This is a genomic window from Patescibacteria group bacterium, assembly GCA_041659765.1.
Classification (GTDB): domain Bacteria; phylum Patescibacteriota; class Patescibacteriia; order UBA9934; family UBA9934; genus JAGORL01.
This window is the reverse complement of sequence record JBAZXR010000001.1, coordinates 678,082-697,931: the sequence shown is the minus strand read 5'-3', so window position 1 is coordinate 697,931 and position 19,850 is coordinate 678,082. Positions and strand designations below refer to the sequence as shown.

General features: G+C 51.3%; 12 protein-coding genes. 7 read left to right on the top strand and 5 right to left on the bottom strand.

The annotated features are described in order from the left end of the window. The first annotated feature begins 6 nt into the window (after positions 1-6). The 4 genes from WC813_03720 to WC813_03705 all read left to right on the top strand — a co-directional run bounded on the left by WC813_03720 (position 7) and on the right by WC813_03705 (position 11,182). Positions 7-936, top strand: a complete 930-nt coding sequence (locus WC813_03720; protein MFA5947107.1) for an NAD-dependent epimerase/dehydratase family protein — start codon at positions 7-9, stop codon at positions 934-936. Next, positions 897-1,670 (top strand): 16S rRNA (adenine(1518)-N(6)/adenine(1519)-N(6))-dimethyltransferase RsmA, encoded by a 774-nt coding sequence (gene rsmA, locus WC813_03715; protein ID MFA5947106.1) that lies wholly within the window; start codon positions 897-899, stop codon positions 1,668-1,670. The genes WC813_03720 and rsmA overlap by 40 nt, the downstream gene beginning before the upstream one ends. A 101-nt stretch (positions 1,671-1,771) precedes the next feature. After that, positions 1,772-2,458 carry a hypothetical protein gene (locus WC813_03710; protein MFA5947105.1) on the top strand — a complete coding sequence of 229 codons (687 nt, stop codon included), beginning with the start codon at positions 1,772-1,774 and terminating at the stop codon, positions 2,456-2,458. A 120-nt stretch (positions 2,459-2,578) separates the two neighbouring features. Then, positions 2,579-11,182 carry a hypothetical protein gene (locus WC813_03705; protein ID MFA5947104.1) on the top strand — a complete coding sequence of 2,868 codons (8,604 nt, stop codon included), beginning with the start codon at positions 2,579-2,581 and terminating at the stop codon, positions 11,180-11,182. 39 nt (positions 11,183-11,221) lie between these two features. Here the strand turns inward: WC813_03705 and WC813_03700 are convergent, their stop codons facing one another. From WC813_03700 to WC813_03680, 5 genes are all read right to left on the bottom strand, one after another. Further along, a complete protein-coding gene (locus WC813_03700; protein MFA5947103.1) occupies positions 11,222-11,824 on the bottom strand; it encodes a transposase in 603 nt (200 codons plus the stop codon). Between the two features lie 170 nt (positions 11,825-11,994). Continuing rightward, positions 11,995-12,762, bottom strand: coding sequence for a hypothetical protein (locus WC813_03695; protein ID MFA5947102.1), 768 nt, complete (start codon positions 12,760-12,762; stop codon positions 11,995-11,997). A gap of 173 nt (positions 12,763-12,935) precedes the next feature. Then, a complete protein-coding gene (locus WC813_03690; GenBank protein ID MFA5947101.1) occupies positions 12,936-13,370 on the bottom strand; it encodes an NUDIX domain-containing protein in 435 nt (144 codons plus the stop codon). Between the two features lie 90 nt (positions 13,371-13,460). Further along, positions 13,461-13,916 carry an HIT family protein gene (locus tag WC813_03685; GenBank protein ID MFA5947100.1) on the bottom strand — a complete coding sequence of 152 codons (456 nt, stop codon included), beginning with the start codon at positions 13,914-13,916 and terminating at the stop codon, positions 13,461-13,463. Positions 13,917-14,012: 96 nt separating this feature from the next. Then, entirely contained in the window at positions 14,013-14,294 is a 282-nt protein-coding gene (locus WC813_03680) for a hypothetical protein (GenBank protein MFA5947099.1), read from the bottom strand. Between the two features lie 175 nt (positions 14,295-14,469). Here WC813_03680 and WC813_03675 point away from each other — a divergent pair, with 175 nt between their 5' ends. From WC813_03675 to WC813_03665, 3 genes are all read left to right on the top strand, one after another. Further along, entirely contained in the window at positions 14,470-14,691 is a 222-nt protein-coding gene (locus WC813_03675) for a hypothetical protein (GenBank protein ID MFA5947098.1), read from the top strand. Between the two features lie 462 nt (positions 14,692-15,153). Next, positions 15,154-16,902, top strand: a complete 1,749-nt coding sequence (locus WC813_03670; protein ID MFA5947097.1) for a M23 family metallopeptidase — start codon at positions 15,154-15,156, stop codon at positions 16,900-16,902. A 68-nt stretch (positions 16,903-16,970) separates the two neighbouring features. Beyond that, the gene (locus tag WC813_03665) at positions 16,971-19,847 is read left to right on the top strand and encodes a hypothetical protein (protein ID MFA5947096.1); all 2,877 of its coding nucleotides are present in this window, start codon (positions 16,971-16,973) and stop codon (positions 19,845-19,847) included. The last annotated feature ends 3 nt before the right edge of the window (positions 19,848-19,850 follow it).

Here is a 19,850-nt window from a genome sequence, read left to right as displayed (position 1 = left end):
ATAAATATGCGCACAATCGTAACTGGTGGCTCGGGATTTATTGGTTCACATCTCGTTGATGCGCTTATTGAGGGTGGTCATGAGGTAACGGTGATTGATTGGGCCGAGCCGGGGGACAGAAAGAACAGCCGGGCACAATATGTACTCAAGGATATTCGGGACAAGGATCTTGAGAGCATAGTGAAGAACATTTCGCCGGAAGTTGTTTTTCACTTAGCGGCGCATATTGATGACCGAGCCAGCGTGAATGATCCCGTCATGAACGCGGATCATAATGTTTTAGGTTCAATTAACGTTTTTGAGAGTGCCAAACGTGCCGGGGCGAAGAAGATTATTTTTGCCTCTAGCTGTGCTGTTTACGGCGTACAGGAGAAGGTGCCAATTACCGAAAAAAATACGCCACGGCCTCGCACCCCATACGGTATTTCTAAATTAACCGGCGAAAAATATTTAGACTCATACACCACTGAACACCAAATGGTGACGGTGGCTTTGCGGTTCGCTAACGTCTACGGCCCGCGCCAAGATGGCAGCAAAGAATCTGGAGCGATAGCTATCTTCACTGCTAAACTTTTAGCTCATGAAGCGCCCTTTGTTAATGGTGACGGTACCACTACGCGTGACTATGTCTTTGTGGGTGATGTGGTCTCGGCTTTAGTTAAAGCCGGCGAGGGCAACGTGTCCGGCGTGTTCAACGTGGGCACAGGCAAAGAAACTTCCACGAGCGATCTGTTTAATCTGGTTAAGGACTTAGCCAAGTCTGATGTTCAGGCTGTACGGAGACCAGAAGTTAGGGACGCGGTAGCACGTATGTCACTTAAAAATAGCTTGCTCAAGAAAACTTTCGCTTGGAAGCCAAAGACCGGACTTAAGAAAGGCATTAAACAGACTCTTTTGTGGTACTCGCGAAAAAATCGTACGGCCAGCATTTCTTAAAAGATCAGTCGGTCATTGATAAGATCATTGCCGCGGCAGAAATTGCACCCGGCGATCTTGTAGTTGAAGTCGGGCCGGGAACTGGCGCGTTGACCAAGGGTCTAGCTCCTATTTCCTCAAAGCTTGTTTTGATCGAAGCTGACGCCGAGTTGATTCCTAGCCTAACAGCTCAGTTTCCAGAGGCAACTATCATCAAGGCTGACGCCGCGAAATACGATTTCTCAACAACTTTACAACTTTACAACTCCAAAACTTGGACATTCGTTTCAAATCTTCCCTACAACTCCGGCAACGCTATCCTGATGAACGTGCTCACGTCGAAGAATCCGCCGACACGCTCGGTTGTTATGCTCCAGAAAGAAGTAGGGGAGCGGATGCTTTGGATCAACCCGGGTGTACTCTCCGTCGCCGTTCAGCTTTACGCACAGGTGGAAAGGGTATGTATAGTTCCTCCGGGCGCCTTTTCTCCTCCGCCAAAGGTAGAATCCATGGTTTTGAAACTTGTGCCGCATCCTTCGCCCCTTGTTCCGAACCCCCTCCGAGTTATCGAGGTAGCTAAAGCCGGTTTTGCGAACCGCCGGAAGCAGTTGCATAGAAATTTGTCAGAAGCGTCTCTTTTTTTGAGCGAAGCCGTGAAGGCTAAACTCGTCGAACTCGGCCATTCGCCCCTTGCCCGCGCTGAAGAGTTGAGTTTGAAAGATTGGATTGATCTTAGCTTCTTGTCCCCATCCTGAGCGAGAGCGAAGGATCCGACTTTCCCCTCTGAGGGTCGGACTCTTCGCATGGCTCAGAGTGGAGACGAATTCTCGGTTTCAGCGTGATATAATTATCCGGTATGGATGAGCAAGGGTTCGTTTTGCAGGAGCCCCGGCCGGAGTTGGGGAAAGAACAAAAAGTCGGCCTTATTTTTGTTATAATTTGTGGAGCAGGTGCTGTCATTTTAGGCGCCTTCTATGTTTGGAATCACTTAGCTGCGCCGTTCATCATTACCTACACTGGTCCCCAGCTTCTTATTGGGGACAGCGCTACGCAGGCGGAAGTTGCTAGGGCAAAGGCAGCGGATACAGATAGTGACGGTTTGTCAGACTATGACGAAAAGAACGTCTACGGCACCAGTCCGTATCTTTCTGACACGGATTCGGATGGGATAGATGATAGGACTGAGGTTACGAGTGGCACAGATCCTCTTTGTAAGACCGGGGCGACCTGTACCGCTGGTGTGGCTGACTCGGGGGCGTTCGTCCCGGATACGAGTGCGAGCAGTTTTACAGATCAATTTCCCGCTCCGGTTGCACCAGTTCCACCAACTGGAGTCGGGGGAGACGCCTCGCTTTCTGCTAGTGCGGCTTCCGGTTCATTAACAGCAGGTGATATTGAGAAACTGAAGTCTTTGCCAATTGATAAGGTTAGAGAGACTCTCATTTCTTCCGGTGCCGAGGCAACGAAAATAAACGCGATGGCAGACGCCGATGTCCAGAAACTGTATCTAGAGCTTCTAGCGACTTTAACGCCTACCCCATAAACTGTGCAAAGAAATTTCAAAATTCCCCTCTCTTTCAAGATTGTTAAGCAACTCTTTATTGGGGGTATTTTGGTTTCCGTGTTGACATTGCCTCAGGTTGCTGCCGCTCAATTAGCCACTGTGAGTCCTGATCTTACCGCGCAGGATATTGCGAACCGCGTTGTAGATAATGGGAAGGCAGTCGCGAAAAATACTCTCACCACCTCCATTGTCACTTACTTGATTAACCTGATGACCTTTGCTGCAGACAAGGCAGCTTATGAGGCCGCAGTTCGTCTGGGCGGGGCGGGTCCTGGTGGCACTCCACTGGTAGATCAGCATCCTTGGAAGACCTTTAAGAAAGACTGGGCAGATGCTACGGCCGGAGAAGCTATCGGTTTGTTGAGCGACGAGATAAATGGACCAGGAGGCGTGCTTAAGAATTTTAACTTGTGTGCTCCGGGTAGCGCCAACGTGCTGCTGTCGTTTAAGTTCGGAATCAAATCAGCCTTTAAGCCAGCTGACGTTAAGCCAAAATGTGAGTTGAATAAAGTCGTTTCAAACTGGAAGGGCTTTATTGCTGATGTATCAACTCAAATCAGCGGTGGAGATGCAAGAAATCAGCATATTTTAACTAAATTAGCCGATTCCTTTGACCCAAGTACGACAGAATTTTCGGTAGGAATAGCGCTGACCTCGAACGTAATTAATTCTTCTTACGCCGAGGCTAATTTGCAGGCTGAGCAACGTTTGAGTAACGGAGATTATAAATCTGTAACTGATTTTATTTCCGGTCAGGTGACTACGCCAGCCAAAATGATTGATACCACTACGACTAACGCCTTCACCGCTCAAAAGAACATTGGTAAAGACGCGTTGATTGGTATTTTGGCAAATACTGATGCGTTATTGCAAGTCGGTATTCACGCCGGCAGTATTTTTACTAACACTTTGCTTTCGAAACTTTCCGAACGAGTCTACACGGGTTTATTTGATGTTGATCCGGCCCTGCAGAATACAGATCCATTCGATCCAAGTTCCTTTGCGCAGGGCAACTCTGACGCTTTACGCGCACGTTTTAAGGCTATCTTCACTGCCACGCCTTTGCAGATTTCTAACTACAGCATCTTGGCAGATTTTAGTTCATGCCCGCAAACAAACCGGGGATTGTATAACTGTGTAGCTGATAGTTCATTTATCTCAGCTATCGCTCGTGCTTCATCGGGAGTGCCTATGACTGTGCAGGAGGCTATGGATGACGGGCTCCTGAAGTCCGATTGGCCGCTAATTCCAAGTTCAGACCATGCCAGAAATCAGGACCCATTTTGTTCTACCTACGGATATTGTTATTCAAATTTGGTTAAACTAAGAAAGGCTCGTGTCCTGTCTGTTGGTTGGGAGTTTGCAGCCGATTCAGAGTTCAATTCAGCTAATGATCCGGTTACTCTGCGCAAAGTAGTGGCCGGGTTTAATGATTGTGATTCGGCCGGTCGGCCTAATAAGGATCACCCATGGTGTAAGTTGATTGATCCAAACTGGGTACTCAAGTATCCACAAACTCAGTGTCGGGCGAGCGTGAATGGCCAGCTTTTGACTTCCAATGCTTCCAACGAGCGTCAGGATGAGTGTGTAGACATGCCAAGTTGTATTGCGGAAGATGAAAACGGAAATTGTACTGGCGGCTACGGATATTGTGTGCGTGAAGAAAATGTCTGGCAGTTCCGCGGACAGTCATGTCCAAAACAATTTGCTTCTTGTATTACGGTCAAGAACTCGGAGAAGACCGCGTCTTATTTGCGCAACACCACTGATCCAGGCCCATGTACGGCGGATAATGCTGGGTGTCAGTGGTACGTGAATAATAAGACGAAGGATTCTACCGGGACCTTTAGTTATCCAATCATTTCAAGCGTAGCCACTGCTGATGCAGACGCTAACGCCTTTAAGAACCGAACTTACTACACTGGCAAAGTTGAAAAGTGTGAGGCTGAGAACGGGGGCTGTAAGGAACTAGTTATTAGGGACAAGAATTTGAGTTTGAACATGCTGGTTAACCCAAGTCTTGAGGCCAATACAGATAACAACACGTTGCCTGACGGCTGGTATTTCTCGCCGAGCACCGGGCCGACTTGGGATACAACCGGTACGTTGTCGCGCTCAGGCTCTAATGCCATCAAGACCGGAGCGGGAATTGTTTATGAACCGGGAGTGGAGTTCTCTCAGAGCCGTTTCTACACCATGTCTTTCTATGCCCGACAGACGGCTGCTGGCAGCACGGATAAAGGACAGCTCTATATTGGCTTTGGAGTTGACGATGGATCGGCTGTTCCGCCGTCGGTTGACCTTGGAGGAACCAGCAAGTCGGCGAGTGCTAACGCCATCTCCTGTGATTTTAAAGATGGCAACAATGACGGAAAGATGGATGCTGTGGTTTTGACTGGTCAGCCAACCGGCACTACCTACGAGCGTTTTAGCTGTACTTTTACTTCGCCCATTCAGGCTAACGCGGCGGCCAGAATTTTCGCCTTTGTTGACCTGATGCCTGGTCAGGCTTGGATCGATGACGTCCAGGTCGAGCAGGGACCGCTCGCGACTAACTTCCATGACGGATATTCCTCGACCACATTGGCCAAAGAGGTGGTTAAGGTTCCTCCGTCATATCTTGGATGTACGGGAGCCGCGACAGACTCCGTGGAATGTGCCAAGTACGCTAAAGTTTGTGGCGAAAATGACAACGGTTGTAGCGCCTACACTCCAGCGAATGGAGATCCAGCAGTTACGGGGGTGATTAGCGAGTTAGATTTCTGTCCTGCTATTTGCGTAGGCTACGATACTTACAAGCAAGAAGCTACGCGGTATGAGCCGAATGGCCTTTTCCCATTACATTTTATTCCGGCTTCGGCTAAGACTTGTACTGCCCAGAATGCTGGTTGCGATGAGTTTACTAATCTAGCTGATGAGAGCAAGGCCTATTTCACTTACGTTCGTGCTTGTGTGACACCGGCCCAGGCGGAAGCTAACACGCAGGATGACAAAGCGGCTACGTTCTACACGTGGGAAGGTTCTGATAACGCTGGTTATCAGCTGAAAACGTGGACACTCCTCGAGTCAAATCTTGGCCCAACGCCGCGCGATTACTCGAACACTTCTCCGGTCACGACTGACACGGCTCCTTCTGATGCCCCATGTACCCATTGGACCTCGACTGTTTCTGGCATCACTTGTAGTGATACTTACGATTGGGCGGCTGATGCTTCGTGCAACTCGCATGCGGACATTTTTAGCAACGCTGACTGCCGAGAGTTCTATGACACAAACGGTATTATTCACTATCGAACCTGGTTAGATACAGTGACGGTCGATGCTGCTTGCGCTAACTACCGCAAGACAGATATTGCCGGCGCCGACGAGCTTTCCAGACAGTCTACCTGTGTAGCTTCCGGCGGATTCTTCGATATTTCTGCCGGTACTTGTCGCTACAACGGATTAACTTCTGAGAGCCGGACTTGTCCTGCCACAGCTAATGGTTGTCGAGAATACACTGGTGGTCGTAGTCGTAATAGTCGAGTTGCGTATCAAGATTTGATTGAAGACGGCAACCTAACCAAGTGGACTTCAACGGTTCCAGCTTCGCTCGTTTTGAGCAACGAATCATTGGCTACCGGTGGTCACTCAATTTCAACTTCCGCCGCTTTTGCGACCACAGTCAGCGCACTTCAGGGGCAACTATTCAGCGGTAAAACTTACACCTTGTCTTTCTTAGCGAAGGGCTCAGGCAATCTTGCCGCTGGCTTTGATTATCAGGCCACTAGCGCGCCTGCTCTGGATGCAAACTTCGGTACGGTCGCTTTGACTTCTGGTTGGCAGCAATATTCGCTTGGCCCATTGAACATGAATGATTCTAGGTTTGGCGTGGGGACTGCGCTAGCCTTTGTGCCAGTTGGTTCGGTGTTTGTAGACAACATCGTGCTCCGCGAGGGTCAGGATAAGGTCATGTTGATTAAGAACTCATGGGTCACCCCAGCGGTTTGTGATAAGACGCCAACCGGCACGGCCGCTCCTCAGTATTACTTGGGTTGCCAAGCTTACTCTACCCAGACTGGAGCTACGGTAAATGTTAAGAGTTTTAGCAAGCTTTGTGCGGAAGATAAGGTTGGTTGTGCCAGCTTCTTCATGACGCAGGAGAGCGAGTCGCCTCATGCTGAAGTTCATAATGCTACCTGCGGCACGCTTGACGGGTCAGTTGCTTTGACAGCTACTGCTTGTTATTACGGCACCACCGGTGCTGTCTACAACACGGCTACCCCGCTCCTTTGTACTATTGGCACCGGCTTTACTAGCTGTCCATTTAACTTGAGCTGGTATGTAGCTCCGGTAAATTTGCCAGCTCATCTCAAATACGTGCCATCGACGCTCGTCACGCCGGCTGATAAAGACGTGTTCTTAGTGGTGAACGATTCTGTAAAATGTACGGATGACGCCAAGGGCTGCACTGAATATGGCAAGCCTAACTACAACCAGACAAAAACTGCTACCACCGGCGCTAAGTCCATCTTCTTAAAGAATGACCCAGCAGCCTACTCCACCACTCTCTGTACCCAGAATGCTCTCTTCTGTTCTGCTTGGACCGGGACTGGTGGTACGCAATATTACTTTAAGGATCCAGGCGATAGGACCTGTGAATACAAGACCAACGTGACCGTCGGCACCACGTCCTATGACGGTTGGTTCAAGACTGGCACGACTGAGCTGTGCTACAACTCGCCGAACTATGTAATTGGCGGGAATCAGTCCGGCATTTGGAAGAATGGTGATACCGCCTATGCCGGTTGGGTGGGTACTTGTGCCAACCAGTACAACTCTTGTTCTGAGTATCAGGATCCGTTAGCTATTGGCGATAATGAAATTTACGCTAACTCTGACGGCACGCCGTACTTCACGCTGTCATCGTCACTTGGCTCAGCTCGATCATCAGTCACCGGTACGGAATGTAATGGCAAGGTTTCGCTCAAGGGCGGCTGTGCCCTGTTTAATGACACTTCAGTGTCCGCTAAAAATGCCAACAGTTCTGCCACTGAAATGTCTTCTCGTCACGCTGACGCGCTGTTTAATGCCCAGCCGTTCTCGCTTGTTGATCCGATCGACTGCGATAGCAACGCTACCACTATCACCACTCCGTCAGGCGCTAGCGTAGACCTGTGTGCCAAGCGCTGTGTGTACGCAGAAAGTGCGGTGAAAGATTTGACGGCCCAGGCCAGTACCCTCAATATTTACGGTTCTTCCTGTTATAACTCAGCGGACTGTGCGCCGGTGAATAGTGAAAAGGGCGAACTGGTAAAAGCTACGAGTTGTGCTTCCGGCGCTACCGTGCCGCGCCTAAAAGACGACGCCAACACTGTCTTGGCTGTTAACCGCAACCGTCAGTGTTCCGAATGGCTCTCTTGTGCTGACGCGCAGACAGTTTGGGACGAGCGCACTAACAGCTATAAGACAGTTTGTGCTGATATTGCTCTCTGTACTGAATATTCTGCCCAGGGCAGTTCATCCTTCTGTTCTAAATGGAATTTTGAAGATCCAAAAGTGGTTCTTGATAACGATCGGTATACATCCCGTGACGTCACCTGGTACGGCAGTGAATACTCCGGCATGGCTATTCCTAATTTGTTCCCAGTTGAAGCCCTTAAACAGGCCAACGTGGCCTTGCCATTCACTTGCGATTTGACCAGACTACATGACAATCGAAACATCTCTGACGAAGTTTTCGAGGCGAATAACGCTAAGCCGTGTTCGGTTGATACCGAATGTGGTGTTTCTCCCACCTACAGTGCTGGTCTCTGTTCTGGTCCTCAGGTGAGTAATGATTTCCGCTTGGTCTTGAATGCCGGCGTGTGCGGACAGAGCTATGGCGCTGCTTGCACGGTCGGTACCTGTGAAAACACTGGCGCGGCTTGCTCTACTCAGGATAACTGTGGCAATTCCGGCGGCGCTTGCGTGGTAGGACGGTGTTACGTGCCGCAGCCAGGGAAAGACTGTGTTACCAATTCGGACTGTCCCGGCGCTGGCACCGTGTGTATTAGTGAGGTTTGTTCACAGCGTGGTGATAAGGTGGTAACTGATAGCGCAACCTCAGGCCAGGTGGTATACCGGCCACCAACTCGCATGAAGCCTGAATTGCCGTGCGGTCTCGGCCAGATTTTCTCGGCTTCCGTTGGTCTTAAGAGCGGAACCTGTATCAATAAACAATGTCTCTTGGCGCCTAACGGATCACCTTTTGAGTTCGGTACAACAGAAGGAAAATCATGTCGAGCCTACCCTGAAACAACTAGCCCTTTCTCTTCTGATATAGTCGAAACCTGGCTTGATACTACTGACCAGACAAAGGTAGACACCGGTGAGACACCAACTATTGATGACCTTCCGTATGACACGCGGAGCGGTTTTGAACACGCCAGTTTCTGTGCTTACGGTGAAGACTGTTTATGTAGCTATAAAAAAGTAACTTATGGCGAGGGCGGTCAATCGCGCTACTTCTCTAAGAATTACGTCCCTAACAGCATTGGCGTCTGTGCTACTGGCACGCATAAAGGCGCGGCCTGTGAAAACGACGCAGCTTGCTCTGACGATCAAACAAACAACCCCGGCTCATGCTCCAAAGCAAGTCGCGAAGACGTCCTCCTTGGCATGGACGGCTACTGTTTGGAGCGCGATGGCTCAATCAACGTTAACGGCGACCGCGATCAGAACGCCTGTATTACTTGGCTGCCAGTTGACCAGCTGGCCGGCAGTTCAGATCTTTACGGTAAGAACGTAGAAGCTGGCTTCAGCCAGGAGGCGAACTATTGCAGTTCGATGAAGCTTTACGCAGATGTATACACGGGCGAGGGATGTGTTGAACGTGAAGCGAGTGGTTCTGTCCAACAGCGGTGTATCAACGTTGGCACCACATGTCCTCCTGGAACATATGGTGTAGTCGGTCCATTCGGTGACGGCAACTCAACCGGTCAGACTAAGAAATGCTGGGATGCAAACAACAGTTGTCCGTATGTTTGTGTGCCAATCGGTTCTAGGAACGCAGATTCAGGCACATCATGCTCGTCTTCGACGATTCAAGGTGTCGCGCCGATGACTCGGCAGACCCCAAAAAACCGTGGAGGATATACATTTGAGTTGTATTGGGTAGAAACTACTGAAAACTTCGATAAGATCGAGGCAGCTGTTAACAACTGTGTAATTAAGGGACGGGAATTTCAGAGGTTTGATGTTTCCAGTGACGCTTCGGATGGTCCAAGATCCTTTGGAAAGGTAGCATCTACCTTCGGGCTATCCGTTGAGGGATTGGTTGGCACGACGGATAGAAAAGGTTGGAGGGCTTATCAGTCGCGTTATCAGTCGTATGTTGCTTGTAATCAAATGGCTCAGGTACAGGATATTTCTACGTTAGGCGGTGCTCCTTGGACAGACAGGCTGAATAATTCAGCCGCTGCGTATGCATTGACCGTCGGTTCTGCTTGGCCAAACTTCGCTTTCACTCCATCTATCAAGCTTCGAGCATTTGGCGCGACGCCTGTCTTTTCAGAGATGAAGTCACGCGGTTACCCAGCTATTCCGGCGCAGTGTACAAAGATAGGAGCAGACGGACCTCCAGGAGTTAATGGATATGTTGAGCCACAAGGAGGCACACCGGGTGCATTTACTTGTTCACCGAGTGACTACACCGCTAGCGACTTAACACCTGATATTAACAAGGCTGAAGCTCTCGCCTACACAGACCTGAGCGCTAATCTATCTGCCCCGAACGGGGCTTCCACAGGAGTTTCTATCTCCGAGTGGGCATCTCAAACCGCCTTCTCGGAAGTAGGCGTGCTTGCACAGGGAGTGAAAGATTTGCTGTCCCAAATATTCGCCAAGAGTTTGGGTAGGATTACGTACTCTGAATCCTATACCACAGGTACGAAGAATCTTGTCACTCAGCCTATCACTACGATTAATACTGCCGCTAAAGACGAATGGGATGTCCGGGCCACGCAGGGACACTCCCCAAAGATTTGGGCTATTGATCCGACCACTTGTAAGGGTTCCGAGTGTGAAGAAGGACCGGTGGATCAAATTACTGTTAACGACCAGAACACAGGTGATATCTCGAGCTCGGACTTCTTGCGGGCCAGCGTAAAATTCTATGCGGCGGCGGATAAGAACCAGCTGCCACTGCGCCGAGTAATTATGGACTGGGGAGACGGAGAGAATGTGTCTGGTTCCTCTTCAGACGATAACTTCTACAAGAACCACCGTGGTCTCCAGTCGGGCGGTGACATTAGTCTGTGTGACAAGAATTCAGAATGGGGCATGACTGCGGAGAGCTGTGATCCTAATTACATTACCTATAGCCACATCTATACGTGTTCTACGGAAACCGTTCTTTCCGCGCCAGCTTGCGGCACGCTTGATGCAAACGGCAGAAACACAGTCTCGCCATGTGTGACCGGTAGAGGAACAGCAGAGGCCTCGTGCGTCTACCAACCGAGAGTGCACATAAGAGATAACTGGGGATGGTGCGCAGGCGTGTGCGCGGATACGAACACGCGTAACACGACTTCGATCGGTGCTTCAAACGGTGGATGTTTTGGGATGAGTTTGGGGGATGCTAGTGTCACGGGAAGTGAATGCGCTTATCTAAATTATCCCTTCAATAATCCCGCCATTGACCCATGGGTCTACTACGACGGACAGGTGATCGTGAAGCCATAAATAAAATCCCCCCACTGAAAGGTGAGGGGGATTTTGTATTTAGCTGATCACCGGGTGAGGATTGGGATTATTTCTATCACGTTCCCACTTGGCGGGGTTTTCTCTGATGTATTTGCGAATACGATCAATTGCCCCATATTTCCGTACGATATTTTCGTAATAATTTGTGTGCCAGATTTTTGGAGGCAAGGTTGGGCTAGAGGGCAAGGCAACGGGCATGGCACCGCCATGCCCGTACGCCGAATTTCGGATCCTTTTGGAGATGGCGGATTTGATGGATCCGATGATGGATCCCAATGAATGCGATTGCGGATGGCCGAATGTGCGTGGCGCGGCCACCATCGATTCGGGTCCGGTGTAGGGGCATGGCGCTGCCATGCCCTTTTTCCGCGGCCCGATATCGATTATTCCATGAATATGATTTGGCATGATGATAAATTCATCCAGAATCACGTATGGGCGAATGATTGGTGTATTTCTCCATTCATCGTGGGCGATTTTTCCAAAATCATTTAATACCATCTCAGAGTGGATCACGGTGCCGAATAATTCGCGCATTTTATCAGTGCAGATCGTGACGAAATATGTATTTGATTCCGTATAGTCGTGGTGACGCAATCGAATTGATCTCCGATTAAACATAAAACCCCATGTGTTTGACCGATATGCGTCGGACATTTACGCCTGGGGAGGTAAATATATTGCACCATGTTTTCTGTGGAGATGGAAAATGGGTGGGGATAAAAAAGAACGAGCCCTGCCATTTTTCTCTCGAAAATGGAAGGACTCGTGTTGTCACCGAACGGACGCGGTCAGCGCTTGACGCAGGACATCTCGGCGACGTTGTTGTCCGCAGCCGCCTCCGTCGTTTCGGTGAAGGAGGTCTTGTTGATGGAACTGGCTGTGATCACGATTCCCCAGCTTGAGGAGAACCCTTCGAGATGGAGGACGAAATGATCGCCTTCCACCTGCATGTAGTCGTCATCGTCGCCGTTGACGTCCATCATGGGATTGCTTCCCTGTACCCATACCTTGCCGTCGTGGCCAACCTCGATGTGCTGATCGTCGAGGTCGGTGTGGCGAATGAAGACACCCTTGTGATCGGCCGCCGCCTCATCGTATCGCCACATGTCATACCCGCACCGGTACGTTCCCGGTTCGAAGAGCTTGAACTCGTCGAGGCGGATGGTGTCGGGGACGTTCAGCTGGACGGCGAAGGGCACGATCGGGGCGGCCCAGAAGTCGTTGCCGCTCTGGTCCACCGGGAAGGTGAACGGAGCGACCACGTCGCCTACCTCCGCGGTGTAGTCGCCGGGGGCGTCGATGTCCTCGGCACCACCGCTCGTGAGGCTGTACTGCTTGATGTCGCCCACGAGGCGGATCAGGGAATCCGTCGTGGCCACACCCAGTCGGTAGGCCACGGCCGTGATGTGGGCAAAGCCATGAACGGACGTATCGCCGCCGGTGTCGCCCGTTTCGCAGGCCTGGCAGTCGGGATCCGTTTCCTGACAGTCCTCGCACGGGTGGCAGGCGGACAGGGTGAAAAGAACAAGGCACGAAACCGTGATATTGGCGCGCATTGGCGTCTCCTACTTGGTGAAACTTTGTGAAAACTTCGACCAGGCACTTGCCCGGCTGGTGAGCTGAGATTAGCAGAAAAAGAGTGAAAAGTCAAGAAAGGCTGTTAAAAAATCCACCCACCAGGCAGGCTGCCTGAAGGGTGGTTTCGTCGCTTTAGCCCGATATTCGGGCTCTAGCGCATGGTAGAAAGGAAGTGGGGAGTGGACCTTCCGGCGGCCGCATCCATGATCGTTTCTTTCAATTCTGACGGGAGGAATTTCACGGCCGAGAGTTCGGTCAACGGAACCCACTTGAATTCCAGGTGCTCGATCCGTGACTGCACCGGGGCATTCGGATTGACGTCGTCGACCATGAAGACACTAGTCAGTTCATGTTGTATGAGTTCGCCATTCTTCCACGCGTGCTCAAAGAGGACTAGGAAGTCTCCACACGTAACGGCGATCCCCAGTTCCTCCATGAATTCGCGGACCAGAGCCGCTGCGCTGGATTCTCCGGTCTCCACGTGGCCACCCGGAAGGAAATAGTACTGTTGCACCTTGTGCCAAGCGAGCAGAACGGCTCCATTTTTTACGCACAGTCCACGGGCAATGTTATGAATGTGGGACATAGTTTGTTCTCTTTCCTTAGTGTAAATTTACGTTTTGGTCAATCTTTGTACGATGGATTTAGATAAGGAAAAACGCAGCCCCCCAGGGGGTCATGCGTTTCGGATACGATCGGCAATTCGGGCGAGTTCTTCATCACTGGCGCGTGGGCCGTCGTGGGTGGTGATGAAGCCCTCGTACTTTTCGGTGAACGGGTGCAAGGCGGAGAGAATCGGCCGCCACTCCTCCATGCGCGTCCCATGGAGCGGGATGAGTTTGGCATGTACATGGTCAACGCCGAACCCCTCAAAGATAAGCGCGGTCCGTCCGACGTCATCGAATGCGCGATCGATCAGCTTGGCGACGGTTTTTGCTGCGGCGACCAGGGCTGATAGCTCTTCAGTCGGCAGGTCAAACGCGTAGCTCGAACGATGCACCTTCGGGATCACTACGGTGAAACCCGGAGTGTTCGGGAAGATGGTCAGGAATGCTAGGTGACCTTCATCTTCCCACACGCGGTGACAAGGTATTTCTCCTGCCACGAATGAACAAAAGAGACAGACGGACATTGGAACCTCCATGCTGAGACTAGCGTTTCATTGCTGTTTCGTCAACGCAAAACAAAACCGCACCTATGAGAGGTGCGGCGTGGCCGGCGGCGGTTGCTACCGGTAGTAGCGGATCTGGCACAGGACGAGTCCGGTTCCGATGAAGTTTGCGAGCATGGCGGTTGCAAGGCCATCGTTGCCCTGCAGATATTGTTGGATGCCGATGTGAAAGGCGATCGTGAGGCCAATCCACTGAGGCGAGGCGGGGATTTCCTTTACGCTCTTCACTTTCCAGATGCGGTACATCTGAACGGGAATGCCGTAAACGGTGTAGAGCAGCGACAGTCCGCAGCCGATGAGGCCGAACGGGTAGGCGACGATAAGGTTCGTGAGAGACATTGTTGACTCCTATGTGTAAACGTTTTCAAACATTCCATGATAGCACAAAACTGGGTTTCTGTCAACCAAAATAGTCAATAAATATGCTAATATTAGCTATAAATAGAGAAGACTTGATAATGCGCTACTATTTAATTCTTCATTACGGTATGTTGTTTTTGCAACAAGAGGTGTTTTGATGATTGTTCCCACAAATATTCCTCCAGATCCGCTCGGATGGCGTTGGTACATTCCGGCAATGATCATTGGATTGATTGCTGCAAGCGTCCCCATGATGACGGAGCGCGATGCGACGAGAGGACAGTTTGCGTTTGCGGTTGTTTGGTTAGTGGTTTGGATGTTTGTTGCTATTGGTCTGCGCTTTTTTCTGGGCTGGGTCTATCAAGATCCGTTGTAAGAAGTATTTCGTAAACGCCTCGAGCCACTGCTCGGGGCTTTTTCTTTTCTTATCCCCAGTATCTGTCGGTCATCACCGGCAGGCTATTTTCATAGCAGAACTCAGGATTGTTTGATGATGTCGGCGGTCACCGACAAGTATTGGCCAGGCGCGCGTTGAGCGCGTTTTTGATTCGGGGTGAAATGTCTTTAGGACGTTCCACGCTAGGCGGCCACCTAGCAACCTCGCAGCTGACAATCTCTCGCGCCCTGACTGAACAAAAGGGAAGGGCGCCATGGAAACACAGCCGCGAACTGGTAGCACATTGCCGGAAATGGAGTTTTAACTGGGGAGTTTGACTCCATTTCCGTTCTCGATCAATGCAAATTCCCAAGAGTATCAAACCGGGTCAGTGATTACTCCCTCCGAACGTCACCGTTACTCCCATGACGTTCGGGGCGGAATAATCTTCCCCAATCACGTTTGGAGGATCCAATGGATCCGAAAGTTCCCGTGTTCTTCTTGGTTTCGTTCTTCCTTCACGGCTGTTGTGGCCAGGAATGCCAGTTCGATCGTGTCGTCAATCCGCCGGATGGCGAGGGCGGCGGCACGGATGCCATTGTGGCGGACTTGCCATTCTCAGCCGGGTATCAGGCGCGGTGTGTCCAGGGCGCGAACGGTTCGTACTCGCACAAGTACACGAGCACGAAGTACGACCTCGACCTCGATACGCCGAATGACCAGAATGACCTGGTCTACGCGCCCATGAACGGCACGGCCTATGTGCATGATGACGGTTCGCACGGCTTCGGCCGGCACGTGAATCTGGATCTGCATGACGGTACGTATCTGCTTATGGGCCATCTGGAGGACGTGTTCGTGGGCAACGGTACGGACGTGACGGCGGGGCAGATCCTGGGGTTCGAAGGAACCACCGGGGCTTCCACCGGCGATCACGTGCACTTCGGCCGGCACTCGGGCAATGCCCAGAAGCCGGCGGACGTGGGCGCCAGTCTCTCGGGGCTCAAGCTCCGAGCAGTTGACCTCGCGAGTGGAAACGAGGTGGAAGTGATGACCACGGACGCCGTTTGCTCGCTCTCGGGCGGCCACGTGTACCAGTCGGAACTGTCGACTGCGCACTGGCATCCGGTGGGCAGTCTGCTCAAGCAGGCGGGGGACTCGCTCGTCTATGAACGCACTTCTGGCAACGGCCTCCTGGCCTTCATGAACGAGGGCGCCTTCTTGTCGCGCGGACTCAACTTCGCGGATGTCGTGCTCGTGTCTCCGGAGGAGCTCGAGTGCTACGGCGAGACCGTGGCCGAGTTCAGCGCCAGCCACGTCAGCGCGCTCCGTGATTCGCACGATGACGCCTGGCTTTTGATCGGCGAATCGACCGATCCCGAGCGCCAGCGGTTCCGCGTGGATGAAACGGGCACTGCGGGTTTGCTCGCCAGCTATGGCATCCGAGCCAGCTCCTACGACGACATCGATCACGGAAGTGACGCGGGCATCAGCCTGTACCCGAACGCGGGACGAGCCACTTACCGCGACGGGGCGCTCTTGAGCCAGGTCGGGAAACCCGACGTGTACATCATGGATGAGGGCGTAGCCATGCCGATCGCGGACTGGGATACGTTCCTCCTCCTCGGGTTCGGCGAGCGGGACATCATTCCGGTGACCGGCGACGAACTCGCCACGAACGTGAAAGCCAAGGGAAACTGTCAGACAGACATGTTCTGCATCACCAAAAACGACATCACGGAGTGCGCTCACTCCGAGGAGGTAGACCATGAACAGCAAGGCGATGAAGATTCGGGATCGGGTGTGTCCGAAGGAACGGACTCAGGTGATGACACAGCTGCGGCGGTGGAAGGGGAAGCGTTCCAGCTCCGCTGGACCACTCCCGGCCAAGTCCGCGCCGACTGGCTCACCGTTGCCGGCATCTGGACCTACTCGTCCGGGCAAGTGACTGACTGGAATTCGGTTCTGGCAGATGCGCACAGCTCGAGTTCGCTCGACTATAGCCGTTCTGATGCTAAGCCCGGCGACAAGCTCCGCTTCTCCGTGGCCTACGGCATTGGGAGCGTTGAGTCCTGGTCATGTCTGGCACCATTTCCTCCCGGAACGATCCAGGGGATTATCGACGCCAAGGTCAACGGTCAGTCGGTCACGACTCGCGCTGTTGCTGATCCGAACAGTGCGGGGTGTCAGCTTGAACTCGAAATTCCGTAGAAACTCTTGGGGCGCTCGTGGAAATACGGGCGCCTCCATTCTTTCTCTCGTGTTATAATCTGCATGTTATGGACTTACGACCGCTTTTGCGGAAAGGATTGCAGTTTTTTTCTCGTCACCAAGGGACGATCTCTTTGGTGATTGTTGTTTTTGTATCGGTGAGCGCTATTTTTGGTCAGGTGTACCCTGTTTTTGCAACCGGCGAAAATACGGTTTTGGGAGCCACGGCGCTGGGCAACATGATCATTACAACTCTTACTTGGATTCTTAACTATATTGTTCTTGGCTTAGGAAAATTGATCCTACTGTTAATTGAAGTCATCATTGTTCCAATTTTAAACTACAACTCTTTTTCTACCAGCCCAATCATTGGCCTCGGCTGGTCACTGGTGCGTGACGTGATGAACATGTTTGTCATCGTGGCCCTGATTTTTATAGCTATCTTCACTATTGTTGGTAACCATCGGGCGCACTGGGAACAGCAGCTGCCACAGCTGTTCATTGCCGTTGTGCTCATGAACTTCAGCCGGACTATTTGTGGACTCTTGATTGATATCAGCCAGGTCATCATGTTTACTTTTGTGAATGCTTTGCTAGATATCGCGGCGGGTAACTTTACCCAAATGTTCCAGCTGAATGATTTTGGCAAAATGCAGGAGGCCGCTATTCAGGCTTCAATCACTTCCGGCGAAGGCATCACGCCTTTCTCGCAATTCATCGCGGCTTTTTTGCAGATCCCTCTCTACGGTTCAATCGCCGCTATTTTGTTCTTGCTCGCGCTAGCTTTCCTCTATCGTATTGTTCTCCTGTGGATCTTGGTTATTCTCTCTCCCATGGCTTTTTTCCTGGGAGGTATCAAGGGCATCTTCCACGGCGCCGAACAATCTGCCGGCCAATGGTGGGGCAAGTTTACCGGCGCACTCATGATGGGACCCATTCTTACGTTCTTCCTCTGGTTGGCGCTGGCCGCCTCATCTAGCGGGTCTATTTCCGCCAGCGAAGGCTTCACCCCGGCTCCTGCCGGTGATACCTATTTCTCCGTAGCCGCACTTGATTCCAGTCACATTACCAGTCTTCTTCTGGCTCTAATCTTACTCACCGTCGGCATGCAAGTAGCCGGTGAACAAGCCTCTAAAGTTGGCGGTCTAGCCTCTCAAGTTATTAATGAAGGTATGGGCAGAAAAGTTGTGGGTGGAGCTTTGACCATGCCATTTACGGCCGCTCGTAGAGCCGGTGGATATGTAGGAAGTGAGATCGATACCCGCTATGCCCCGAAGGGATCTAGTAGTATTCGCGAATCTATTGGACAGGGGATTATTGGAGCCGGACAAAGAGTTGGGCTTTCTAGTCTTCCTGGAGCGGCATACGCCGGACAAGCAATTACTGGGGCTGGTGGAAAACTAGAATTGGCCGGCGAACATGAACGTGGCGCTCGCAGAAAAGCTGCGACTGACCGTGTCCGTGGCATGAGTGGAGCGAATCAAGTTTCTGCTCTACAGATGCTTACGAAGGGTGGCAATTCTGGTCTCGGTTCACCTGAAGCTGACCGGGCTCTTATTGCTGAATACAGTGCTAATAAGAAACTTCGAGAGGAAGCAGCGCATCTTGGTGTTTCCGACGAGGATCGCGATAGCTTGTTGACCATGGCCATGAATACTCAACGTGAAGACGAATCGAAGGGAAGACTCGACGATAAGGAGAAGGACACGTTCTACAAGACACAGAGCGAGAATCTACATTTGATGAAGAAGTCGGATGGCACTCTTGATAAGGAGGCAGTTAAGAAGTTTGTGAAATCCGATGACTTCCAGGCTTCTAAGGTGAGCGATACTGCCTTGAAGGATCCGGGAGTTCTTGAGGTCCTTGCTTCCGAAAAGGATAGAAGCGTTAAGGACAAGGACGTGTCTTATCTTGATCGTTTTGCGGCCGGTAAGTATAAGGGTCGTTTGACCGAAGAGAATAAAGCCCAGGCCAATACCGCTAAAACAGCCGAGGTATTTACTCAGTTGAAAGCTACGGCTGGACCGGATGCGCTTAAGGAAGCATTTGATGATAAACGCATAAACGTTGCAGATGTTAGAACTGAGGACTTCCAGGGCGCCAAGGGTAACCAGCTAGCACAGGCACTTGTCGGCGCGAAAGTTAATGTTGATAACCTCGGGGCTGGTTCATTCGATCCTTCTGTAGTGACGGACAACCCAGTCAGACGCGAATTTGTAAATAATGTTGTTTCTAAACAGAAAGCACCGGTCATTACGAGCGCTTTGTCGAGCGGAAAGGTGACATTAGCCGAGATCAAGCCTACTGATTTTACAGGCGCTGATACAGCTCAAAGATTTGAGCTTACGCGTGGCGTTATTCGTGCTGACGAGCAGGTGAAGGAGGAGTACATGGGGACGGAAGCTCGTGATGCATTTGCCACTTCTGTCAGCAACATGAAGGCCACTAAGAATATCAGCGATGAGGACGCAACCGTCGCGCATGGCATGCTGCTTAGAGCCGGTAAGCCTTTGGCTGAGGTGCTTCCAGGCGTAAGACTGGATTCAGAAACACCAACTTTCACAAAGGAAGATCGTGCCTACACGGCTCAGCTCATTAAGGCTGATGTCGGAAATGTGAAATACTTAGAGCCAGCAATTAAGGACGCTACCAAGTCTAACGCTGTAACTAGAGTAGTGGTCGAGAATACAAAGTTGGCTCAGGGAGCAGATGGAAAATATAAAGCGCCCGATGTAGATAAATTAGCCGGTCAAATAGGTAAGTCAGAAGGGACAACTCGTACTGATCTAAGACAGCGATTAGAGATTTTGGGCAAGGCAGTTGCCATCGAACATACTCGAGCCATGCAGGGGGCCGCTCCTACAGAGCCAAAGGGTATCGATGAACGTAAACGTATTGATGATTTACACGATCAGATCCAGACCACTCTTCGGACCTTGCCGTAATCG